The organism is Bradyrhizobium sp. HKCCYLRH1030 (genome assembly GCF_051168395.1).
Taxonomy (GTDB): Bacteria; Pseudomonadota; Alphaproteobacteria; order Rhizobiales; family Xanthobacteraceae; genus Bradyrhizobium.
This window is the reverse complement of sequence record NZ_JBNPUY010000001.1, coordinates 275,338-298,566: the sequence shown is the minus strand read 5'-3', so window position 1 is coordinate 298,566 and position 23,229 is coordinate 275,338. Positions and strand designations below refer to the sequence as shown.

At 64.8% G+C, this 23,229-nt stretch carries 16 protein-coding genes; 6 read left to right on the top strand and 10 right to left on the bottom strand.

The annotated features are described in order from the left end of the window. Positions 1 to 22 precede the first annotated feature (22 nt). Genes ACQR1E_RS01245 through ACQR1E_RS01230 form a run of 4 tightly spaced genes read right to left on the bottom strand, consistent with a single transcriptional unit; the run spans position 23 to position 9,132 of the window. Positions 23 to 3,127 carry an efflux RND transporter permease subunit gene (locus ACQR1E_RS01245; RefSeq protein WP_434896558.1) on the bottom strand — a complete coding sequence of 1,035 codons (3,105 nt, stop codon included), beginning with the start codon at positions 3,125 to 3,127 and terminating at the stop codon, positions 23 to 25. Continuing rightward, positions 3,127 to 6,255 carry an efflux RND transporter permease subunit gene (locus ACQR1E_RS01240; RefSeq protein ID WP_316202359.1) on the bottom strand — a complete coding sequence of 1,043 codons (3,129 nt, stop codon included), beginning with the start codon at positions 6,253 to 6,255 and terminating at the stop codon, positions 3,127 to 3,129. The genes ACQR1E_RS01245 and ACQR1E_RS01240 overlap by 1 nt, the downstream gene beginning before the upstream one ends. Before the next feature lie 29 nt (positions 6,256 to 6,284). After that, positions 6,285 to 7,688, bottom strand: coding sequence for an efflux RND transporter periplasmic adaptor subunit (locus tag ACQR1E_RS01235; RefSeq protein WP_434896557.1), 1,404 nt, complete (start codon positions 7,686 to 7,688; stop codon positions 6,285 to 6,287). After that, positions 7,678 to 9,132 carry an efflux transporter outer membrane subunit gene (locus tag ACQR1E_RS01230; RefSeq protein ID WP_315712618.1) on the bottom strand — a complete coding sequence of 485 codons (1,455 nt, stop codon included), beginning with the start codon at positions 9,130 to 9,132 and terminating at the stop codon, positions 7,678 to 7,680. The genes ACQR1E_RS01235 and ACQR1E_RS01230 overlap by 11 nt, the downstream gene beginning before the upstream one ends. A 367-nt stretch (positions 9,133 to 9,499) precedes the next feature. Between ACQR1E_RS01230 and ACQR1E_RS01225 the strand changes: the two genes are divergently transcribed. The 4 genes from ACQR1E_RS01225 to ACQR1E_RS01210 all read left to right on the top strand — a co-directional run bounded on the left by ACQR1E_RS01225 (position 9,500) and on the right by ACQR1E_RS01210 (position 14,123). Next, the gene (locus tag ACQR1E_RS01225; protein WP_315711856.1) at positions 9,500 to 10,813 is read left to right on the top strand and encodes an NAD(P)/FAD-dependent oxidoreductase; all 1,314 of its coding nucleotides are present in this window, start codon (positions 9,500 to 9,502) and stop codon (positions 10,811 to 10,813) included. Positions 10,814 to 10,820: 7 nt separating this feature from the next. Further along, positions 10,821 to 11,666 (top strand): DUF1365 domain-containing protein, encoded by an 846-nt coding sequence (locus tag ACQR1E_RS01220; RefSeq protein ID WP_316170209.1) that lies wholly within the window; start codon positions 10,821 to 10,823, stop codon positions 11,664 to 11,666. 108 nt (positions 11,667 to 11,774) lie between these two features. Next, complete coding sequence (locus ACQR1E_RS01215; protein ID WP_316170331.1) at positions 11,775 to 13,007, top strand: cyclopropane-fatty-acyl-phospholipid synthase family protein; 1,233 nt, start codon at positions 11,775 to 11,777, stop codon at positions 13,005 to 13,007. An 81-nt stretch (positions 13,008 to 13,088) separates the two neighbouring features. Beyond that, entirely contained in the window at positions 13,089 to 14,123 is a 1,035-nt protein-coding gene (locus ACQR1E_RS01210; protein WP_315751100.1) for a cysteine synthase A, read from the top strand. Positions 14,124 to 14,194: 71 nt separating this feature from the next. Here the strand turns inward: ACQR1E_RS01210 and ACQR1E_RS01205 are convergent, their stop codons facing one another. Genes ACQR1E_RS01205 through ACQR1E_RS01190 form a run of 4 tightly spaced genes read right to left on the bottom strand, consistent with a single transcriptional unit; the run spans position 14,195 to position 18,728 of the window. Then, positions 14,195 to 14,938 carry an amino acid ABC transporter ATP-binding protein gene (locus tag ACQR1E_RS01205; protein ID WP_315711850.1) on the bottom strand — a complete coding sequence of 248 codons (744 nt, stop codon included), beginning with the start codon at positions 14,936 to 14,938 and terminating at the stop codon, positions 14,195 to 14,197. A gap of 22 nt (positions 14,939 to 14,960) precedes the next feature. Further along, entirely contained in the window at positions 14,961 to 16,481 is a 1,521-nt protein-coding gene (locus ACQR1E_RS01200) for an amino acid ABC transporter permease (RefSeq protein ID WP_315711848.1), read from the bottom strand. After that, positions 16,478 to 17,683, bottom strand: coding sequence for an amino acid ABC transporter permease (locus tag ACQR1E_RS01195; RefSeq protein WP_315751097.1), 1,206 nt, complete (start codon positions 17,681 to 17,683; stop codon positions 16,478 to 16,480). Before ACQR1E_RS01195 ends, ACQR1E_RS01200 begins: the two co-directional genes overlap by 4 nt. A gap of 28 nt (positions 17,684 to 17,711) precedes the next feature. Further along, complete coding sequence (locus ACQR1E_RS01190) at positions 17,712 to 18,728, bottom strand: amino acid ABC transporter substrate-binding protein (RefSeq protein ID WP_315711846.1); 1,017 nt, start codon at positions 18,726 to 18,728, stop codon at positions 17,712 to 17,714. 316 nt (positions 18,729 to 19,044) lie between these two features. Here ACQR1E_RS01190 and metC point away from each other — a divergent pair, with 316 nt between their 5' ends. Both metC and ACQR1E_RS01180 read left to right on the top strand, forming a co-directional pair. Continuing rightward, the gene (gene metC, locus ACQR1E_RS01185; protein WP_434896556.1) at positions 19,045 to 20,238 is read left to right on the top strand and encodes a cystathionine beta-lyase; all 1,194 of its coding nucleotides are present in this window, start codon (positions 19,045 to 19,047) and stop codon (positions 20,236 to 20,238) included. A 119-nt stretch (positions 20,239 to 20,357) separates the two neighbouring features. Continuing rightward, positions 20,358 to 22,055 (top strand): Na/Pi cotransporter family protein, encoded by a 1,698-nt coding sequence (locus ACQR1E_RS01180; protein WP_316170207.1) that lies wholly within the window; start codon positions 20,358 to 20,360, stop codon positions 22,053 to 22,055. 64 nt (positions 22,056 to 22,119) lie between these two features. Here the strand turns inward: ACQR1E_RS01180 and ACQR1E_RS01175 are convergent, their stop codons facing one another. Then, positions 22,120 to 22,458, bottom strand: coding sequence for a lipid-A-disaccharide synthase N-terminal domain-containing protein (locus ACQR1E_RS01175; protein ID WP_172109779.1), 339 nt, complete (start codon positions 22,456 to 22,458; stop codon positions 22,120 to 22,122). Beyond that, a complete protein-coding gene (locus ACQR1E_RS01170) occupies positions 22,458 to 23,195 on the bottom strand; it encodes a glycosyltransferase family 2 protein (protein WP_315711843.1) in 738 nt (245 codons plus the stop codon). The genes ACQR1E_RS01175 and ACQR1E_RS01170 overlap by 1 nt, the downstream gene beginning before the upstream one ends. Positions 23,196 to 23,229 lie beyond the last annotated feature (34 nt).

Sequence of the window (23,229 nt, the reverse complement as noted above, 5' to 3'; positions counted from 1 at the left end):
CCGCGGACAGCGCCACAACGGCTCATTCAGCGGGCGCGGCGAGCGGCTCCGGCGACGAGCGGCGGCGCAGCCGGTCGATCAGCAGGTAGATCACCGGCGTGGTGTAGAGGGTTAGGATCTGCGACACCAGCAGCCCACCGATGATGGTGATGCCGAGCGGGCGGCGCAGCTCGGTACCCGGACCGGTCGCGATCACCAGCGGCAGGCCGGCGAACAGCGCGGCGAGGGTCGTCATCAGGATCGGGCGAAAGCGCACCCGGCAGGCCTCGAAGATCGCATCGGCCGATGACATGCCGCGCTGGCGCTCGGCCTCGAGCGCGAAATCGACGAGCATGATGCCGTTCTTCTTGACAATGCCGATCAACAGGATGATGCCGACGAAGGCGATCACGGTCAGCGGTGTATTGGTGACCTGCAAAGCGAGCAGCGCGCCGAGCCCGGCCGACGGCAGGGTCGAAATGATGGTCAGCGGATGCGCCAGGCTCTCATAGAGCACGCCGAGCACGATATACATCGCGGCCAGGGCGAACAGGATCAAGAGCGGCTGGCGGCCGCTGCTCTTGTTGAAGTCCCCGGCATTGCCGTCGAAACTGCCGCGGATGCCCTCCGGCATGTGCAGCTCGTCGACGGCGCGCTGGATGTTGGCGGTCGCGGTCTGCAAGGGCACGTCCGGCAGCAGGTTGAACGACACGGTGGTCGAAGGGAACGATTGTGAATGATACACCGCCAGCGGTGACAGGCCGCGCTCGGCCTTGACCAGCGCCGACAACGGCACCTGCGCGTCCCCTGCCCCGGCCACATAGATGCGGTCGAGATGGGAGGGATCGGTCTGGAATTTCGGGTCGATCTCCAGCACGACCATGTACTGGTTGCGCTGGCTGTAGACGATCGAGATCTGGCGTTGCGCGAAGGCGTTGTTGAGCGCGTTGTCGATGTCCTGGACGCGGACGCCGAGGCTCGCCGCCTTTTGTCGGTCGATCCGCAGCGCGAGCTGCAGGCCACCGGGATCGCGGTCGCTGGAAATGTCGGTGATGCCGTCGACCGTCTCCAGGCGCTTGGCGACGATCGGCGCCCATTTCTGCAGAAGGTCGAGATCGGGGCTGCTCAACGTGTACTGGTAGTCGGAATCGCTCTGACGGCCGCCGGTGCGCACGTCCTGCGCGGCGAACATGAAGAGCCGAATGCCGGGGACCGTCGCGAGGCTCCGCCTGAGGCGGTTGATCACGAGCTCAGTGGAGACGCCCTCGCGCTCCGCCGGGGGCTTGAGATTGATGAACATGGTACCGCGGTTGGACGTCGCGCCACCCGGCCCGCCGCCGCCCCCGATCGTCGAGCCGATCCCGGCCACGGCGGGATCGGCCATCACGATGTCGGCGAGCCGCTGCTGCAGGCCCAGCATGGACTGGAACGAAATGTCGGCCGAGGCGCGCGTCGCACCGATGACGAAGCCGGAATCGTCGGTCGGGAAATAGCCCTTGGGCACCTTGATGTAGAGCGTCACCGTGAGCGCGATGGTGGCGAAGAACACGATCAGGGTGAGAAACGGATAAACCAGCACGCCGCGCAGCGTCCAGGCATAGAAGCGGACCATGCCGGACAGCGCGCCTTCGACGATACGGTCGAACCAGGTGGCACGATCGGACAGCGTCTCCTTGATGTAATGCGCGCAGATCATCGGCGTCACCGTCAGCGACACCAACGTCGACACGACGATTGCGAAGGTCAGCGTCAGCGAGAACTCACGCAGGAGACGGCCAACGACGCCGTCCATGAAGATCAAGGGCACGAAGGCTGCAATCAAGGAAAGGCTGATCGACAACACGGTAAAGCCGATCTGGCGGGCGCCATCGAGCGCGGCGCGCATCGGCGACAGGCCATGCTCGAGATTGCGGTACATGTTCTCGATCATGACGATGGCGTCGTCGACGACGAAGCCGACGGAGATCGCGAGCGCCATCAGTGACAGATTGTCGATCGAGAAGCCTGCGAGCCACATCGCCGCGCAGGTACCGGCGAGCGCCAGCGGCACCGAGACGCCGGCCGCGACCGTCGGCACCAGGCGGCGAAGGAACAGGAATACGACGACCATCACCAGCACGGCGGTCGCGAGCAAGGTCCACTGCATGTCGTCGACCGAGGCGCGAATGGTCCCGGTGCGGTCGACCAGAGTGGAGATCTCGATGCCCGCCGGCAGCCATTGCTTGAGCTCCGGGATCAGCGCCTTCACACGGTCGACCGTCTCGATCACGTTGGCATCGCCCTGCTTGGCGATCTGGATCAGCACCGCTGGCTGCTTGTTGAACCAGGCGATCGAACGCACGTTGCGTACGGAATCCTCGACGTCGGCGACATCCGACAGCCGCACGAAGCTGCCATTGCTGCTCTTGATCAGGATGTCGCGGAATTCGGCCGCGCTGCGCATCTGCCGGTTGATGGCGATGGTCTCGCTCTGGCGGCCGCCCTCGAAGATGCCGACAGGCCCGATCGGATTGGCATTGATGATCGCCGTCCGGACATCGTCGGTCGAAATGCCGGCATTGGCGAGCGAGACCGGATTGAGCGCGATGCGCACGGCGGGTTGATCGGCGCCGCTGACAGTGACGTTACCGACGCCGGGCACCTGGAACAGCCGCTGCGCCAGCACGGTGTCGGCGACGTCGTACATCGCGCTCGTCGTCATCGTCTTCGAGGTCAGGGCGAGAACGAATACGGGAGCCGCGGCCGTGTTCGCCTTGCGGAACCGCGGCAGCGCCGGAAGGTCGCTCGGAAGGTCCGACAGCGAGGCATTGATGGCTGCCTGCACGTCGCGCGCGGCCTTGTCGATGTCGCGGCCGATCGAGAACTGGATCTGGATGTTGGTGGTGCCGAGCGAGCTCGTCGAGGTGATCTGGTTGACGCCCGCGATCTCGCCGAGTCGTCGCTCCAGCGGCGCCGCGACCGTCCCCGCCATGACGGACGGGTCCGCACCCGGGCGCGACGCGCTGACGAAGATCGCCGGGAAGTCGACGTTCGGCACCGGTGCGACGGGAAGGAAGATATAGGCGACGATCCCGACCAGGAACAGGCCGATCGAGAGCAGCGTGGTGCCGACCGGCCGGCGGATGAACGGCTCGGAGATCGAGGCCATCACTGGATGCCTTCGGTCGCACCTGCGATCGGCGGCGACGGCAGGTCCGGCGCCGACGGCAGCGCGCGCTCGAAGCGACGATTGATGCGGTCGAGCGCGAGATAGATGACCGGCGTCGTGTACAACGTCAGCAATTGGCTGAGCAGCAGGCCGCCGATGATGGAGATGCCGAGCGGAAAGCGCAGCTCCGAGCCGGTGCCGCTCTCGATCGCCAGCGGGAGCGCGCCGAACAGAGCGGCCAGGGTCGTCATCATGATCGGGCGGAAGCGCAGGAGACACGCCTGCACGATGGCGTCGTAGGGGGTGCGGTTCTCGTGACGCTCCGCCTCGAGCGCGAAGTCGATCATCATGATCGCGTTCTTCTTGACGATGCCCATCAAGAGGATGATGCCGATCAGGCCGATCACCGAGAGATCCTGGCCGAACAGCATCAGGGCCAGGATGGCGCCGACGCCGGCGGATGGCAGCGTCGAGAGGATCGTGATCGGATGGATGTAGCTCTCATAGAGCACGCCGAGCACGATGTAGATCGTAACCACAGCCGCGAGCAGCAACCAGGGCTGGCCGGCCAGCGACTTGGCGAACTCGGCGGCATCGCCCGAATAGACGCCGATGATGCTGCCGGGCATGCCGATGCGGTTCTCGGTCGCATGAAGCGCGTCGACCGCCTCGCTGAGCGCCGCGCCGGGCGCGAGGTTGAAGCTCAGCGACACCGCCGGAAACTGCGCCTGATGCGAGATCGCCAGCGGCGCCGTGGTGCGCTTGAGGCTTGCCACCGCCGAGAGCGGCACTTGGCCGCCAGCGCCGGGCAGATAGAGCTTCGACAGGACCGACGGGTCGCGCTGATACATCGGCAGCGCCTCCAGCACCACGCGGTACTGGTTGGCCTGGCCGTAGATCGTCGAGATCTGCCGCTGCGCGAAGGCGTCATTGAGCGTGTCGGTGACGCCCTGCAGGCTGACGCCGAGCTGGCCGGCGCGCTGGCGGTCGATGGTCAGCTCCGCGCGCAGGCCGCCCTCCTGGGCTTCGGAGGAGACGTCGCGGAATAGAGGGTCGCGGCGCATTTCTCCGACAAGCTGCCTCGCCCATTTCGACACCTCGGCGGCATCGGCACCGGTCAGCGTGTACTGGTACTGCGAGCGGCTCGCCTGGGTCGAGATCTGCACGTCCTGGACCGGCTGGAAGTACACGGTCATGCCGGGCACGCCCGAGGTCTTCTGCTTCAGCCGGTCGATCACCTCGGCGACCCCGTCCTGCCGCTCGCCAAGTGGCTTCAAGGTCATGACGAGACGGCCGACATTGGTGGTCGGATTGACCGATCCGGCGCCGATCACCGAGACGACGCCGACGACGTCGGGGTCAGCCTGGATCGCGGCGGCGACGTCCGCCTGGCGCTTCTTCATTTCGGCGAACGACACGTCAGGGCCGGCTTCGGTCACCGCCGTGATCGAGCCGGTATCCTGCAGCGGCAGGAAGCCCTTGGGCGCGACGACGTAGAGCGCCAAGGTCGCCGCCAAGGTCGCGAAGGTCACGACGAGCGTCTCGGTCTGGCGGTCGAGCACCCAGAGCAGGCTGCGGTGATAGACCGCCACCGTGCGGTCGATGAAGCGGCTGATGGCGTTCAGCCCCGGCAGCACCCATTCCTCGCTGGCATGCTTCAACAGCCGCGAGCACATCATCGGCGTCAGGGTCAGCGAGACCACCGCCGACGTCACGACTGCGATCGTCAAGGTCAACGCGAACTCGCGGAACATGCGACCGACAAGCCCGGACATGAACAGCAGCGGAATGAACACCGCGATCAGCGACACGGTCAGCGAGATCACGGTGAAGCCGATCTCGCGCGCGCCGCGCAGCGAGGCGTTCATCGCGCTCTCGCCATTTTCCATGTGGCGCACGATGTTCTCGATCATCACGATGGCGTCGTCGACGACGAAGCCGGTGCCGATGGTGAGTGCCATCAGCGAGAGATTGTCGAGACTGAAACCGGCGAAGTACATCACGCCGAAGCTCGTGATCAGCGACAGCGGCAGCGCGACGCCGGCGATGATCGTGGCACGCAGCGAGCGCAGAAACAGCAGCACAACCAGCGTCACCAGCACCACGCTGAGCACCAGCGTGAACTGCACGTCGTGCACGGAGGCGCGGATTGTCACGGTGCGATCGCTGACGATGGCGAGCTTCACGCCGGCGGGAAGCGTGCGCTGCAGCTTCGGGATCTCGGCACGGATCTGCTTGACGACCTCGATGACGTTGGCACCCGGCTGGCGCTGGATGTCGAGGATGACCGCAGGGACACCCTGGTACCAGCCGCCGGTCCGATCGTTCTCCAGACCATCGATAATCGTTGCGACATCGCCGATCGTGACCGGCGAGCCGTTGCGGTAGGCGATGATGATCGGCTTGTAGGCGTCGGCGGCTCCGATCTGGTCGTTGGCCGTGATCAGATAGGCCTGCTGGGCACCGTCGAGCGATCCCTTGGGACCGGAGACGTTGGCGCCTGCGATGGCGGCGCGCAGGTCCTCCATCGAGATGCCATAGGCGGCGAGCCGCGCCAGGTCGGCCTGCACGCGCACCGCGGGCTTGAGTCCGCCGAGCACGGAGACGCGGCCGACGCCGGAGACCTGGCTCAGCCGCTGCGCCAGGATCGTGTCGGCCATGTCGCTCATCGCGCGCAAAGAGATCGTGTCCGAGGTCAGCGCGAGCGTCATGACCGGTGCGTCGGCCGGATTGACCTTGGCGTAGGTCGGCGGATAGGGCAGCGACTTCGGCAAGACGCCGGCGGCGGCATTGATCGCCGCCTGGACGTCCTGCGTGGCGCCATCGATGTCGCGTCCGAGATCGAACTGCAGCGAGATCTGGCTGACGCCGAACGAGCTCGTCGAGTTCATCGCCGAGAGCGACGGGATCTGGCCAAGCTGGCGCTCCAGCGGCGCCGTGATCAGCGAGGCGATCACATCGGGGCTGGCGCCCGGCAGTTGCGTCGTCACCTGGACGGTCGGGAAGTCGACCTGCGGCAGCGCCGAGACCGGCAGCGCGAGATAGCCGAGCAGGCCGCCGATCAGCAGCGCGACGCCGAGCAGCGAGGTCGCGATAGGACGGCGGATGAAGGGTTCGGAGACGCTCATCGCGACTGCTCGTCACTCTTGCGGTCGCGTCATGGCTGCGCCTTCGCGCCGCGACCTGCTTCACTCCCTCCCTGGGGCGCTGCACCGGCATCGGTCTGGCCCGCGGCCTGAGGCCTGCGACGCGGCTCGCCGTCCTTCGGCGCGCCGTCAGGCGGAGCTCCGCCCTCCTTGGCCTGGTCCTTGCCTTGATCCTTTGCTTGCGGATTGCGGCCGCGTTTGCGTGGCGCCAGATCGGCCTGCGGCGTCTGCTCGGCGCGCCCGACCACCACTTTGACGCCCTCGGCGAGGTTGGCAAAGCCTGTCGTCACCACACGGTCCGAGGGGCTCAAGCCGCTCGCGATCACGGCCTCGCTCTCATTCTGCTGCACGACCGCCACCGGATGCGCAGAGACGATGTCGCCCTCGCCGATCACGTAGCTGAACGTACCTGCCGGCCCGCGCTGCACGGCCGACGTCGGCACCGTGATCGCCTGCGACAGGGTCTCGACCTTGAGGCGGACATTGACGAACTGTCCCGGCCAGAGCTGAAATCTGCCGTTGGGGAATTCTGCTTTCAGCTTCAGCGTGCCCGTCGTCTGATCGACCTGGTTGTCGATGCCCCGCAACGTGCCGGTGTCAATGACGGTGACGCCGTCATTGCCGAACACGTCGACGGCGAGCGGTCCCTTGGCGGCGGCCGCATTGACGCGCATGATCTGCTGCTGGGGCAGGCTGAACTGAACCGCAATCGGCTGCAGCTGCGTGATGACGACGAGGCCGGTCGCGTCAGAGGCATGAACGATGTTGCCCTGGTCGACCTGGCGCAGGCCGGCGCGGCCGGAGAGCGGCGCCACGATCTTGGTGTAGCTCAAGGTCGTCGCCGCATTGTCGATCGCGGCCTGATCCGCCTTGATCAGCGCCTGCTGCTGCGCCACCACCGCGCGCTGCGTGTCGGCCTGCTGCTTGGAGCCGGCATTGCTGGCGGCGAGCTGCTCGTAGCGGGCGAGGTCGAGCTTCTGGTTGGCGAGTTGCGCCTCGTCCTGCGCCTTCTTGGCAACGGCCTGATCGTACTGCGCCTGATAGATCGCCGGATCGATCTCCGCGAGCACGTCGCCCTTCTTGACGTCCTGCCCTTCGACGAAATTGACCGCGATCAGCTTGCCGTCGACCTGCGAGCGCACCGTGACCGTGTTCAGCGCGCGCACCGCGCCGACGCCGTCGAGATAGACCGGCACGTCCTTGATGGCAGGCGAGGCAGCCAGGACCGGAACGGGAAGGTCGGGCCGCGCGAAGCGGTTATTGGCCTGCTGCTTCTGCTGCATCGCCGACCAGCCGATATAGCCGAGGCCGCCGAGGATCAGCAGCGTGATCGCGATCGACACCAGTCGCCGTGCCACGCTGGACCGCGCGCGCTTCACTGCCGCTGCTCCCTTCTCGTCCGGTTTAAAGAGCATCGGCCGACTTCTCCATGCGCGGCTCCCAGCCGCCGCCGAGCGCCTGGTAGAGGCTCACAAACGCCTGCAGGCGCGCCAGTTGCGCCTGCGATAGCGCGTCCTCGGCCTGGAACAGCGTCAATTGCGTATTCAAGACGGTCACGATGTCGGCAGTTCCCGCGCGCAACTGCTGCTCTGACAATTCGAACGCACGCCGCGAGGCGGCGACGACCTGGCGCTGCAATTGCAGTCGGATCGTGGTCTGCTTGATCGAGAACAGCGCATTGTCGACGTCGGTGAAGGCCTGGATCACGGTCTTGCGGTAGGTCTGCAGCAGTTCATCCTGCCGCGCCTTGGCGTTCTCGAAGTTGCCCAGAATCCGGCCGCCGTCGAAGATCGGCTGGGTCAGGCTGCCGGCGAGGCTGAAGAACGCCGCATGCGGCTGAAACAGCGACACCAGTGCCGCGCTCTGGTAGCCGCCGTTGCCCGTGAGCTGGATGCTCGGAAAGAACTGCGCCCGCGCGCTGCCGACATTGGCCGTTGCCGATGCCAATTGGGCCTCCTGCCGGCGGATGTCCGGACGCTGCGTCAGGATCTCCGACGGCAGACCAGGCGTGACCCGCGGAGTCCTGATCTGATCGAGCGAGCCGCCAATGACCCGAATGCCTTCGGGCGATCGCGCGACCAGCACGGCCAGGGCATTGACGTTCTGATCGAGCGTCTGGCGCAGCGGCGGCACCGCCGCCTTCTGATTGGCGAGCACGCTCTCCTGCTGCGCGACGTCGAGATCATTGCCGGTGCCAGCCTTCTGCCGCTCGCGGATGGCATCGAGCACACGCGTGGCGCTGGCGATGTTGCGCTCAGCCGTCCGAATCCGATCCTGCGCGGCCAGCACCTGGAAATAGGCATTGGCGACGGTGGCGAGCGTCGTCAACTGCGTGACGTCGCGGTCGAAGCGGTTGGCTACCGCGGTTTCCTCGGCCGCCTGCAGCGCGTCGCGATTCTGGCCGAAGAAGTCGAGCTGGTAGCTCGCAGAGAGCGAGGCTTGGTAATTGACGACCTCGCGGCCGCCATTGGTGAGCCCGCTGGAGCTCGACCCGGACGTGCGCGAATAGGTCTCCTGCCCCGTGCTCGACAGGCTTGGCAGCAGCGCCGCGCCGGCCTGCCGCGCCAGCGCATCGGCCTGCCGGAACCTTGCCACAGCAGCGGCAATGTCGAGGTTGACGCTCTGCGCCTCCTCCATCAGCTGGGTTAGCTCGCGTGATCCGAAGCCGCGCCACCAATCCAGCGGCGGCGGCGCCGCCATATCGGAACCGGACGCCGCCTTGTAGCGCTGGGGCAAGTCGAGGGCCGGATCGGGAATATCCTGGGTCAGCAGGCAGCCGGCCGAGTTCGCCGCCAATCCGATCGCCGCCAGCCAGTGGACAAATCGCCGCAGGGTAGCCGGCACACGGCGCTCCCGCATCCCGGCGACGATCCGCGGGTCAGCGGACGCGCGGCAAGGCTCGTCGACGGCGATCGGCACGATGGACACTGGCGTGATGCTTCCCTGTAGTCTTGGGAATCATTCTAGCCGCAGCCCACGGCGGCGGACAGCCCTGCAGCCCCCCCGTCGCCCCAGCAGCGATGGTGCCGATAAAGTCCACCGAATCGACGAATCTCCCGTAAATCAGCGGAGTTTCGTGAAGGCAGAGCCACGGGCCCCCGGCTGCCGCCTTACCAAGATTTCATCTGTCGAATGCCGTTTTGGCCGGGGTGTGACGCGGCGAGCGCGCCCGTGAAACCCTTTGGCTGGGACTCCGTAACTTGCACGTGAACTTCAGGGGGCATTCATGCGAGTTGCGGTGGTCGGAACGGGTATTGCGGGTAACGCCGCGGCCTGGTCCTTGGCGAAACGTTATCCGATCACCGTCTACGAGCGCGATCTCCGTCCGGGCGGCCACAGCCATACCGTGACGATCGACTATGACGGCGCTCCGGTCTCGGTCGACATCGGCTTCATCGTCTACAACGAGCTGAACTATCCTGAGCTCACCGCCTTGTTCGACCATCTGGGGGTCGAGACGGTCGACAGCAGCATGAGCTTTGCCGTCACCGCGGATGCCGGCCGCTTCGAATGGAAAGGTGGCGGAAACACCTGGCTCGACACCGCCAAGGGGCTGTTCGCGCAGCCGAGCAATCTGCTGTCGACATCCTATCTCTGGATGCTCAGGGACATCCTGACCTTCAACGAGCAGAGTACAGCCGACTTCAAGGCCGGCCGCCTGCATGGCCTTACGCTCGGGGATTATTTCCGGCGCAACCATTTCGCTCCGCGACTGCTCACCGACTATCTGGCGCCGATGGGGGCCGCGATCTGGTCAGCCCCGGCGTCCGAGATGCTGGACTTTCCGGCCGAGAACTTCGTTGCGTTCTTCAGCAACCACAGGTTGCTGCAATATGACCGTCCCGTCTGGCGCACCGTCAAGGGCGGCAGCCGGCGCTATGTGGAGAAACTGACGTCGAGCTTCCGCAACCAGATCAGGCTCGGCAGCGCCGTGACCAGCATCGAACGCACCGCCCACGGCGTCGTCGTTCAAGACAGCAGCGGGCGTCGGGACACCTACGATCATGTGGTGATTGCCGCACACAGCGACCAGGCCTTGTCGATGCTCACCGACGCGGACGAGCGGGAGCGCGGCATCCTCGGTGCGATCAAATATTCGCCCAACACGATCTATCTGCACCGTGACAGCAGGCTGATGCCGAAGCGCCGCCGCGCCTGGGCCTCGTGGAATTTCCTGCGCTGGCAGCGTGAGGGCGTTCCCATGAACGACGTCGCCGTCACCTATTGGATGAACAACCTGCAGGACATCGACGACGCCAAGCCGCTGTTCGTCAGCCTCAACCCACCCTTCGCTCCGGCCCCGGAGCTGACCTTTGGCAAATATATCTGTGAGCATCCACAATATACGGCTGCGGCCTTTGCGGCGCAGAAGCGCCTGGCAGCGATTCAGGGGCAGCGCCATACTTGGTTCTGCGGGGCCTGGACCGGCTACGGCTTCCATGAGGACGGGCTGCGCTCGGGTCTCGCCGTGGCGGAGGCGCTCGGCGCGAGCGTGCCATGGCGCGGGTTTCCCACCGAGCTCGCCGAGGCTGCGGAATAGGCGCGATATGGACATGGATCACTCGGGACAGGATGACCGAACGGAAGCGGCCGCGCTCTATGTCGGAGAGGTCATGCATGCCCGCATGCGGCCCACCACGCACCGCTTCCGGTATCGCGTGATGAGCCTGCTGATCGATCTCGGCCGGCTCGACCAGGCGGACCGGCAGGCCTCGCTGTTCGGGGTCAATCGGCGAGCGCTCTACAGCTTCCACGAGGCCGACCACGGTCCGCGCGACGGCTCGTCGCTGCTGGCCTATGCGCAGACCTGCGCGGCGGATCAGGGGATCGATCTCGGCGGCGGACGCGTGCTGTTGCTGTGCTATCCGCGGCTGCTCGGCTACGTGTTCAATCCGCTGTCGGTCTATTTCTGCTATCGCAGCGACGGCACCCTGGCGCTGATGATCTACGAGGTCCGCAACACCTTCGGCGAGATCAAGCCCTATGTGCTGCCGGTCAGATCCAATGAGCTGTCCGCGGCAGGACTGCGCCAGACGCAGGACAAGACCTTCTACGTCTCGCCGTTCATCGACATGGCGATGCGCTACCATTTCCGGGTCATGCCGCCGGGCGACAAGGTCAAGTTGCGGATTCTGGAAACTGGCCCCGACGGGCCCCTGCTCGCTGCAACCTTCTCTGGCCGCCGTCGCGGGCTGACGTCTGGCTCCCTGCTCGCAGCCTTCGTCTCGCTCCCGCTGGTGACTGTCAAAATCTTCGCCGCGATCCATTGGGAGGCACTGCGGCTGTGGGCCAAAGGCGTCCGCCTCGTCCCGCGTGGCGAAATCAGTGCAAGCCCTGGAACCAATACCGGCTTGGCGGGGAACGGCAGCCACGCTTATATGTCACGACGCTGACCGGAAACGGCCGGCTCGCTCTGCGTCCGTGATCCCTGCCCGCACAGGTGCCGCACCGGCCAGCCGACGGGGACGTGGGCTGGAGCCGTTTGCGTGAGTGGACCTGCCATGCCGGACGTCATCCCAGTCACCCCTGATACCATCGACAAGGTGCTTGCCGATCTTCCCCGCCTGCCCCGCCTTGCCCTCGGCTTCGGCTCGCGGTTGCGAAAAGGCACGCTCGACGTGACCCTGCCGGACGGACGGGTGATCCGGCTCGGCGGCGTTGAGCCCGGGCCGGCCGCCGCAATGATCCTGGCCAATTACGGCTTCGCATCGCGTCTTCTCAATGGCGGCGACATCGGCATCGCCGAGGCCTATCTGAACGGCGACTGGGATACGCCGGACCTGACGCAGTTTCTCTATCTGTTCTGCGTCAACCAGCACCTGCTGCAGTCGATGCTGGAAGACAAGCCGCTGATCCGGTTTGCCCAGCTGGTCCGGCACTGGTTCAACCGCAACACCAAGCGTCAGGCGAAGCGCAACATCTATGCCCATTACGACATCGGGAATTCGTTTTACTCGGCCTGGCTGGATCCGAGCATGACCTATTCCTCGGCCTTGTTCGAGGAGCACACCACCGACCTCAGTGCCGCGCAGACCAACAAGTACAAGCGGCTGGCCGAGGCGATCGATCTCAAGCCCGGGCAGAAGCTGCTCGAGATCGGCTGCGGCTGGGGCGGCTTTGCCGAATATGCCGCCAAGACGTTCGGCGCCAAGGTCGTTGGGTTGACGATCAGTCAACAGCAGCGCGACTTCGCGCAGCGCCGCATCCAGGAGGCCGGGCTCGCCGAGAAGGTCGAAATCCGCCTGCAGGATTACCGGGACGAGCGTGACCACTACGATCGCATCGCCTCGATCGAGATGATCGAGGCGGTCGGCGAACAATTCTGGCCAAAATATTTCTCGCAACTGCGAGACCGCCTGCTGCCGGGCGGACTGGCCGGTGTCCAGGCAATCACCATCCAGGACAGCCTGTTCCAGCACTACCGCCGCGAGGTCGACTTCATCCAGCGCTACGTCTTTCCCGGCGGCATGTTGCCGACACCGCAGATTCTGAAGTCGCTCGGCGACCGCTTTGGCATACCCGTCATCCGCGAGCGGATCTTCGGGGAAGATTATGCCAGGACGCTTGCGATCTGGCGAAATAACTTCCGAGAGGCTTGGCCGGACCTCACGCCCTCCGGATTCGACGAGCGCTTCAGGCGGCTCTGGGAATATTATCTGTCCTACTGCGAAGCAGGTTTCCTCTCCGGGAATATCGATGTTCGCCAGGTCGTCTTTGCGAAATCGGGGGGCTGATCCAGCCGGCTTACGCTCCCCTGGATATCAGGCTAGGGTCCTCTTAAGTGTGCTCGAGGAAACTCCTACGGTATCTGCAAAATGACCATTCATAACGACGTCGTCGCGGCGATCGGCAACACACCGCTGATCAAGCTCAAGCGCGCCTCGGAGGCGACGGGCTGCACCATTCTCGGCAAGGCCGAGTTCATGAACCCGGGCCAGTCGGTCAAGGACCGCGCCGGCAAGTGGATGATCCTGGAGGCCGAGAGGCGTGGCGATCTCAAGCCCGGCGGCCTCGTGGTGGAGGCCACGGCCGGCAACACCGGCATCGGTCTGGCCGTGGTCGCCAGCGCGCGTGGCTATCGCACGCTGATCGTGATTCCGGAGACGCAGAGCCAGGAAAAGAAGGACATGCTGCGGCTGTGCGGCGCGGAGCTGGTCGAGGTGCCGGCGTTGCCGTTCAGCAATCCCAACAACTATCAGCACGTCGGCCGCAGGCTCGCCGACGAACTGCGCATGACCGAGCCCAACGGCGTGCTGTTCGCCGACCAGTGGAACAACCTCGACAACGCCAAGGCGCATTATGAGTCCACGGGACCCGAGATCTGGGAGCAGACCGACGGCAAGGTCGACGGCTTCATCTGCGCGGTCGGCACCGGCGGCACGATCGCCGGCACGAGCCGCTATTTGAAGGACAGGAACAAGGACATTGTCACCGCCTGTGCCGACCCGCACGGCTTCGCGATGTACGAATGGTTCAAGAACGGGGTCGTCAAATCGACGCCCGGCGATTCCATCACCGAAGGCATCGGCATCGGTCGTGTGACGCCCGTGATCGAGACCGCCAAGGTCGACGACGCGTTCCTGGTGTCCGACGAGGACGCCGTCAACACGATCTACGACCTCGTGCAGCATGAAGGCCTGTGCCTGGGCGGCTCGACCGGCGTCAACGTCGCTGGCGCGGTGCAACTCGCCAGGAAGCTCGGCCCCGGCCACACCATCGTGACCATCCTGTGCGACTCCGGTGCGCGCTATCAGTCGAAGCTGTACAATCCGGAGTTCATGCGTTCGAAGAACCTGCCGGTGCCGGCCTGGCTGGAGCGGCGCAGCGGGATCAAGCCGCCTTTCGTTTGAGGGCGAGTAGCGAGTAGCGAGTAGAATTTCTCGCCCTATTCGCTATTCGCAAGTCCCGATTCGCTTCCTCATCAATGCCGCAGGATCTGGCTCAGGAACAGCTTGCTGCGCGCATGCTGCGGGTTGGCGAAGAATTCCTGCGGCGTGTTCGATTCGATGATCTGGCCGGCGTCCATGAACACGACGCGGTTGGCGACCTCGCGTGCAAAGCCCATCTCGTGGGTCACGACCAGCATGGTCATGCCCTCCTTGGCGAGATCGACCATGGTGTCGAGCACCTCCTTCACCATCTCGGGATCGAGCGCCGAGGTCGGCTCGTCGAACAGCATGACCTTCGGGTTCATCGCCAACGCGCGCGCGATGGCAACGCGCTGCTGCTGACCGCCCGACATCTGGCCCGGATATTTCTGCGCCTGATGCGGGATCTTGACCCGCTCCAGGAACTTCATCGCAGTCGCCTCGGCTTCCTTCTGCGGGATGTTGCGCACCCAGATCGGAGCCAGGGTGCAGTTCTCCAGCACGGTCAGATGCGGAAACAGGTTGAAGCTCTGGAACACCATGCCGACCTCACGGCGGACTTCGTCCACCCGCTTGAGATTCGGACCCAGATCGATGCCGTCGACATTGATCTCGCCCTCCTGGAATTCCTCCAGCGCGTTGATGCAGCGGATCAAGGTCGACTTGCCCGAGCCCGAGGGCCCGCAGATCACGATGCGCTCACCCTTTCCGACGGAGAGGTTGATGTCGCGCAGGACGTGGAATTCGCCGTACCATTTGTTGAGGGCGGAAATGCTGACGATCGAATTTGCAGTCATGGATCTCTCGACGATATCTGGGTCAATGGCGCCGGTGCGCGTTGAGGCGGCGCTCGACCAGCATGGAGTAGCGTGACATGCCGAAACAGAAGGCGAAGTAGATCATTCCTGTGAAGGCAAAGCCGGTGAAAGCCGTGGTCGGTGTCGCCCAGACCGGATCGGCCAACGAAGCCTTGAGGCTGCCGAGCAAGTCGAACAGCGCCACGATCGAGACCAGCGAGGTATCCTTGAACAGCGAGATGAAGCTGTTGACGATACCGGGGATGACGTGGCGCAGCGCCTGCGGCAGCACGATGAAGCTCGTCGTCTTCCACCAGGACAGGCCGAGCGCGCTCGACGCCTCCGCCTGGCCGCGCGGAATGGCCTGCAGGCCGCCGCGGATCACCTCGGCCATGTAGGCGCCGGAGAACAGCGCAACGCCGATCAGCGCCCGTACCAGGCCGTCGACCCTGACATTGCCAGGCAGGAACAGCGGCAGCATGTAGGTGGCGAAGAACAGCACGGTGATCAGCGGCACGCCGCGCACCAGCTCGATGAAGGCGATCGAAAAGACGCGGATCAGTGGAATGGTCGAGCGGCGGCCGAGTGCAAGCGCAATGCCGATCGGCATCGACGCGACGATGCCGATCACCGAGACGACCAGCGTCACCAGCATGCCGCCCCACAGCCTTGTGTCGACGATGGGAAGGCCGCCGCGATCGAGGCCCATGATCGCAATGACGATGGCGATGCCGGCGAAGGTCGCGGCCGTGGCGATGACGCTGCGCAGCGCCCTGCTCCCGCCGCCGATGATGAACACCAGCGCGGTGACAATGATCGCGGAGAGCGCGAGATCATTCCACACGGGCTGGTGAGATTGCTGCAGTTCATTGCGGATCCAGACCAGCGGCCAGATCACGAGCGATGCGAGCGTTCCGATCAGCACGACCAGCTTGCCGAGCAGCCACAGCAGCATGCCGACCACCGGCACGTTATCGCCGGCGCGCACCAGCGCGTTGCCGGCCGTATCGATGCTCTCGACGAACAGCTGGAGGGTGCCTGTGGCCCAGCTCACGCCGAAGCCCTCCAGCCCACCGCCATAGAGCAGGAAGAACGCGACCATCGGCAGCGCGAAGAAGAACAGACCCGCATTAAGGCCTTTGGCCGGCAGGCGCGGAATCAGCAGCGGCACGAGCAGCACCACCGCCAGCACATAGGTCAGATTGACGCGCCAGCGGTCGGCCTCCGGGTAGAAGCCGTACATGAACTGGCTGAACTTCGCCGAAATGTAGGGCCAACAGGCGCCGACCGGATGGCCGGCGTTCTGCGCCAGGCATGCATCGCGGTCCTTGCCGACCCACACCGCGTCGACCAGCAGGAACTTGACCGCCGGAATCACGGTGAACCAGATCAACAGTGCGCTCACCAGGGTGAGCAGGATATTGGTCGGCGAGTTCAACAGCCTCGTGCGGACGAAGCCGACGAAACCGGTCGTCTTGATGGGCGCCGGGCGTTCTCCAGCCATGTCCTGACGGATGAAGGTTGAGGCCGTGATGTCGGTCATGCGCCAAGTCTCTTCCCAAGCCGCCAGCTATAGAAGCTCATCATCGCGCTCGTAATCAGCGACAGCGCCAGATAGACGCCCATCGTGATTCCGATGATCTCGATGGCCTGCCCCGTCTGGCTCATCGTCGTGCCCGCGAACACCGACACGAGATCGGGATAACCGATAGCGACCGCGAGCGAGGAATTCTTGGTCAGGTTCAAATACTGGTTCGTCAGCGGCGGCAGGATGACGCGGAGCGCCTGTGGCACGACGATCAGGCGCAGCACGGTGCCGCGGCTCAGTCCAAGCGAGAGCCCCGCTTCCATCTGTCCCTTGTGGACCGAGAGGATTCCCGCCCGTACCACCTCGGCGATGAACGACGCCGTGTACATGGTGAGCGCCAGGGTCAGCGCAACGAGCTCTGGAATGATGCGGGAGCCGCCGGCGAAGTTGAATCCCTTGAGCGCCGGCACCTCGAACGAAATCGGCACGCCGAACACGAGCATTGCAATTAGCGGCAGGCCGATCAGCAGCCCCAGCACGTAGGGCCAAATCCGGATCACATGGCCGCGCAGGAACAGCTCACGCCGCGCGTAATAGTGCAGACCGATCGAGACCACGATCGCCACACCGAGCACGATCGCGAACGGCGTGAAGCCGGGCTCCTCGATCGGGCGCGGAACGATGAAGCCGCGGTTGTTGAGAAAGAAGGTCGAGAAAAGAGAGATGCTCTGCCGCGGTCCGGGCAGAGCCGCCAACACCGCGAGATACCAGAACAGGATCTGGAACAGGAGCGGCAGGTTCCGGATCAGCTCGACATAGGCGCCGGAGACCCGCGAGAGCAATACGTTGGGTGACAAGCGGCCAAGCGCAACCAGAAAGCCAAGGATGGTCGCCAGCACGATACCGATGACGGAGACCAGCAGCGTGTTTAGCACGCCGACGATCAGCACGCGGCTGTAGCTGTCGGAGCCGGAGTAGCTGATCAGGGTCTGGTTGACGTCGAAGCCGGCCGTATTGTTGAGGAAGCCGAAGCCCGACGTGATCCGCTGGGTGGCGAGGTTGCTGCGTGCGTTGGCCACGATCTCGTAGCCAACCCACACCAGCACTGCGACGAACAGGATCTGGAGGATGATGCCGTTCCATCCTGCCTTGCCACCCAGCATGCGCTTCAGCCGAAGCCCATATTGCGTAGGCGGTAACCTTGCTTCGATGCTCATTCGCCGCAGCCCCGCTATCGTGCAGTGATCAGCGGATCGGCGGCGCGTATTGCAGGCCGCCCTTGTTCCAGAGCTGGTTCAGACCGCGCGCGATCTGCAGCTTGGAGCCGGCGCCGACGTTGCGATCATACATCTCGCCGTAGTTTCCGACCGCTTTCACGATCCGGTAGAACCAGTCCTTGGTGAGGCCGAGCTGCTCGCCGAGATTGCCGTCGGTGCCGAAGGCGCGCTTGAACTCCGGCTTGTCCGACTTGGCCATTTCATCGACGTTCGCCTGCGTCACGCCGAGCTCCTCGGCCGTCACCAGCCCGAACAAGGTCCACTTGACGATGTCGAACCACTGGTCGTCGCCATGGCGGACCATCGGGCCCAACGGCTCCTTCGAGATCACTTCCGGCAGCACCACGTGATCGGCCGGATTGGCGAGCTTCAGCCGCTCGGCGTAGAGGCCGGAAACGTCGGTCGTGAAGACGTCGCAACGGCCAGATTCGTACGCCTTGATGGTCTCGTCTTGGCCGGCGAATGCGATCACCTCGTACTTCATCTTGTTGGCCTTGAAGTAGTCGGCGAGGTTCTGCTCAGTCGTCGTGCCGGTCTGCACGCAGATCGAGGCGCTGTTGAGCTCGAGCGCCGAATTGACCTTCAGGGCCTTCTTCACCATGAAGCCCTGGCCGTCGTAATAGGTCACGCCGGCGAAATTGGCGCCCAGCGAGGTGTCACGCGACAGGGTCCAGGTGGTGTTGCGCGACAGCACGTCGATCTCGCCCGACTGCAGTGCAGTAAAGCGATCCTTGGCGGACAGTGGAACGAACTTGACCTTGGTCGGATCGTTGAAGATCGCGGCGGCAATGGCGCGGCAAACGTCGACGTCGAGCCCGGTCCAGTTGCCCTTGTCGTCGGGCGCCGAGAAGCCAGGAAGGCCCTGGCTGACGCCGCAGGCGAGCATGCCGCGATCCTTGACGGTCTTGAGCGTTTCGGCCTGGGCGCCGACGCTCGCCAGCACCGGGGCGAGAGCAAGAGTAAGAGCCAGAGTGACGCGTTTCATAAATACAGCCTTTCGCGGGTCGTCCTTGGGGAGCGATGAATCTCAGCGCGTAGGAGGGGCCGACCTGAATCCGCCTCTGCAAACGCCATACCAAGAATATGGCGCGCGCCATGCACGACGGAGCCGTGCATGCGAGATGAAGCGGAAATCGCGGCAAGCCCCTCAACGTGCAGCGATCGAATTGCGCCGGCATCACAGAACGACTGGCGGTCCGGGTCAAGGGGTTGACGGGCCTGTTCTGCATTCTGTTATTAACGACCGCAGTGCGGCCTGATTTCCAGCTATCCCGGCAGGTTCAAAGAGAAAAGACACGCGAATGGCATCATCGAACGACCCCGCTGCGGCGGTGCGACAAAACGTCGAGACACGGCTGGTCACGGCGGGGCGGGACACGAAAGCGCAGCACGGATTCGTGAATCCTCCTGTCGTTCATGGTTCAACGGTCCTGTATCCAACGGCTGAAGATCTGCATGCACACCGCGGCGAGTTCCAGTACGGCCGCCACGGCACGCCGACCACGAAGGCGCTGCAGCAAGTGCTGATGGCGCTCGAGGGGCCGCAATGCGCCGGCGTCGGCATCACGCCGTCAGGCCTCGGCGCCATCTCGACCACCCTGCTGTCGGTGCTCAAGGCCGGCGACCACGTTCTGGTGTGCGATAGCATCTATCGTCCAACCCGCAATTTCTGCAACGGCATGCTGGCACGCTATGGCGTCGAGACGACCTATTTCGACCCCTTGATCGGCGCAGGAATTGAGCAACTGCTCAAACCGAATACACGCGCGGTGGTTGTCGAGGCGCCGGGCTCGCAGTCCTTCGAAATGCCGGACATCCCCGTCATTGCCGCGGTTGCGCATGCGCACGGCGCGCTGGTCATCGACGACAACACCTGGGCGACGCCGCTCTACCATCGCTCCCTCGATCAGGGCGTCGACATCAGCATGCAGGCGGCCACCAAATATATCGGCGGCCACTCCGACATCATGTTCGGGACGATTTCGGCCAATGCGAAGGCGTGGCCGCTGATCTCCGAGGGCATCCGCCTGCTCGGCGTCTGCGCCGGACCGGACGACGTGTTCCTGGCCTTGCGCGGCGTACGGACGCTTGGCGTGCGCCTGGCGCAGCATCACCGGTCAGGCCTGGAGATGGCGCGCTGGCTCGCCGCGCGTCCTGAGGTGATCGAGGTGCTGCATCCCGCGCTGGAAAGCCATCCGGGGCACGCGATCTGGAAGCGCGATTTCACCGGCGCCTCCGGCCTGTTCAGCATCGTGCTGCAACCAAAGGCGCAGGCCGCCGTCGACGCCATGCTCGACACGCTCACGCTGTTCGGCATGGGCTATTCCTGGGGCGGCTTCGAGAGCCTGGCGATCCCGTTCGACTGCGCAAGCTACCGTACGGCGACCACATGGGCACCCGGCGGTCCGACATTGCGGCTGCACATCGGTCTCGAGAATACCGAGGATCTCAAGGCCGATCTCGATCGCGGCTTTGCCGCGTTCAACGCCGCTTGACCACGCCTGCAGGGGCGGAGCGCCGCGCGATCGGGCAACCGGGGCCGCCAAATTGGCGTTGATCCCCGGCCGATTGGGCGTAGCCTTGGTCTGAAGACAAGCGGGAACGAACGGGAATCATGGTTCTGCTCGATCTGATGGGTGGCGTGGCGCTGCTGCTGTGGGGCCTTCACATGGTCCACAGCGGCATCCTGCGCGCCTTCGGCCCGGATCTCAGGCTGCTGCTGTCGCGAGCGCTGCGGAACCGTTTCAGCGCCCTCGCGGCCGGACTCGGCCTCACCGCGCTTCTCCAGAGCAGCACGGCAACGGCGCTCATCACCACCTCCTTTGCTGCGGAAGGCCTCGTCGGCCTGATCCCCGCGATGGCGATCATGCTGGGCGCCAATATCGGCACCACGCTGATCGTCCAGGTGCTGTCGTTCAACGTCGCGGCCGTCGCGCCGATCCTGTTCGTGCTCGGCCTGGTGGCGTTCCGCAGCGGGCCGCGATCGCGCATCAAGGATCTCGGCCGGGTGTCGATCGGCCTCGGCCTGATGCTGCTGTCGCTCCATATCCTGATCGACACGCTCGCGCCGGCCGAGGAGGCGCCGGCGATGCGCGTGTTCATGCAGGCGATCACCGCCGACGTCACGCTGTGCATCATCTTCGGCGCCGCCGTCACCTGGATCGTGCATTCCAGCGTCGCGAGCGTGCTGCTGGTGATGTCGCTGGCCTATGCGCATTTCATCACGGCCGATGCGGCCATGGCACTGGTGCTCGGGGCCAATCTCGGCAGCGCCGTCAACCCGGTGTTCGAGGGCGCCCGGCGCGACAATCCCGCGAGCTATCGCCTGCCCGTCGGCAATCTCCTCAACCGCATCATCGGCGTCGCGCTGATCGCACCCTTCCTGCATCCGCTCGCGGCTCAGCTGCAGCAATGGCAGCCGGATCTGTCGAAGCTGACCGCGCAGTTTCACATGGCATTCAACCTCGGCACGGCGCTGGTCTTCATCGGTCTGCTCGGCAGCATCGAGAAGCTGCTCGTCAGACTGTTCCCCGACCGCCCGGCCGAAGTCGATCCCGCCAAGCCGCGCTACCTCGACGAGACCGCGCTGGAGACACCGTCGCTGGCGCTTGCGGACGCGGCGCGCGAGGCGCTGCGCATGGGCGATCTGGTCGAGACCATGTTGCGCAATGTCATGACCGCGATGATGACCAACGACCGTGGCCTCGTGGATCAGGTGTCACGCGCGGACAATGTCGTCGACCGGCTCGACGAAGCCATCAAGCTTTACATCACCAAGCTGACGCGGGGCAGCCTGGACGATCGCGAGGGCAAGCGGGCGATGGAGATCATCTCCTTCGCGATCAACCTCGAACACATCGGCGACATCATCGACAAGAACCTGAGCGAGCTCGCGACCAAGAAGATCAAGCGCAGGTTCCAGTTCTCCGCGGAGGGCGCCGACGAGTTGCAGGCCTTTCACCGCCAGATCATGGAGGCGCTCCGCGTCGCGTTCGGCATCTTCATGTCCGGCGATGCGCAGCAGGCGCACCAATTGCTCGATCAGAAAGCCGAGCTCCGCAACGCCGAGCTCGGCGCGACCGAGCGGCACCTCGAACGTCTGCGCGACGGCCGCTCGGAGACGCTCGAAACCACCTCACTGCATCTCGACGTGCTGCGTGACCTCAGGCGGATCCACTCGCACATCTGCTCGGTCGCCTATCCCGTGCTCGATGCCGCCGGCGAGATTGCGACGCGCCGCGGCGAGGCGGCTGACAGCGTGGCGACGACCGTGACCCTGCCCCCATCCTCGGCCCAGCCGCTGCCGCGCTGAGCGCAGGACGGCCCCACGAACGGGCGACGGCACATCCGCCCTGTGAACCTGAAGCCCGCTCCGGTCAATTGCTCAGCGTCTGCGACTCGCGCTGACGGTTCTTGAAGATCAGCATCACGTTGCGGACGTAGATGATGTTCGACAGCAACTGGCCGAAGATGATGACCGGCTCGCGTTTGACGAGACCATAGATCAGCGTCATGAGGCCGCCGCCGATCGAGAAGAACCAGAAGGCAAGGGGCACCACGCTCTTGCCCGCGCGCTCGCTGGCGATCCACTGCACAAGGAAGCGCGCGGCGAAGGCCAGTTGGGCGGCGAGGCCGAACACCAGCCAGAAATCAAATTTGGCGATGAAGATGTCGTAGAGATAGTTGCTGAACGCCTGCCCGAATTGAATCAGCATTACTTTACCTCGATCACAACCGGCGTCGGCTTCTTGCGGCGGATCAGCCACCACACGCCGGCGAGATCCATGATCCCGATCCAGAGCCGGTCGAAGAACCCGTAGTTCGAGACACCGGAGTGCCGGGGTCGATCTGTCACGTCGATGTAGGCGATGTCGTAGCCCTCACGCCGCACCAGGGCGGGAAGGAAGCGGTGCAGACCATCGAAATACGGCATCATCAGGAAGACGTCGCGGCGGACCGCCTTGAGGCCGCAGCCGGTATCGCGGGTGCCGTCATGCAGCACCGCATTGCGGATCTTGTTGGCAAGCCGCGATTGCAGTTTCTTGAAGCCGGTGTCCTTGCGACCGACGCGCTGGCCTGCGACGAGGCCGACACCCGCCCCGCCCTTTTCGAGCGCAGCGATGAGGTCGGGCAGGAAAGCGGGATTGTTCTGCCCGTCGCCGTCCAGCGTCGCAACCATCGCGCCGTGGGCCGCGCGGATGCCGCTTCTCACGGCCGCCGATTGCCCGGACGACTTCTCATGGCGCAGCACGCGCAGGTTCGGCCGCCGCGCCATCTCCTCGGCGAGCCGTTGCGCGGTGTCATCGGTCGAGCCGTCGTTGACGTAGATGATCTCATAGGCCCAGAGACCGTCGAGCGCGGCCGCGATCTCGGTGATCAGGGGCGTGATGTTGCCGGCCTCGTTGCGCACGGGAACGACGATGGAGACGGCAACGGGGGTTTCGGTCGACAAGATGAGACTCGCGATGGCGTGACTGGACCGGTTC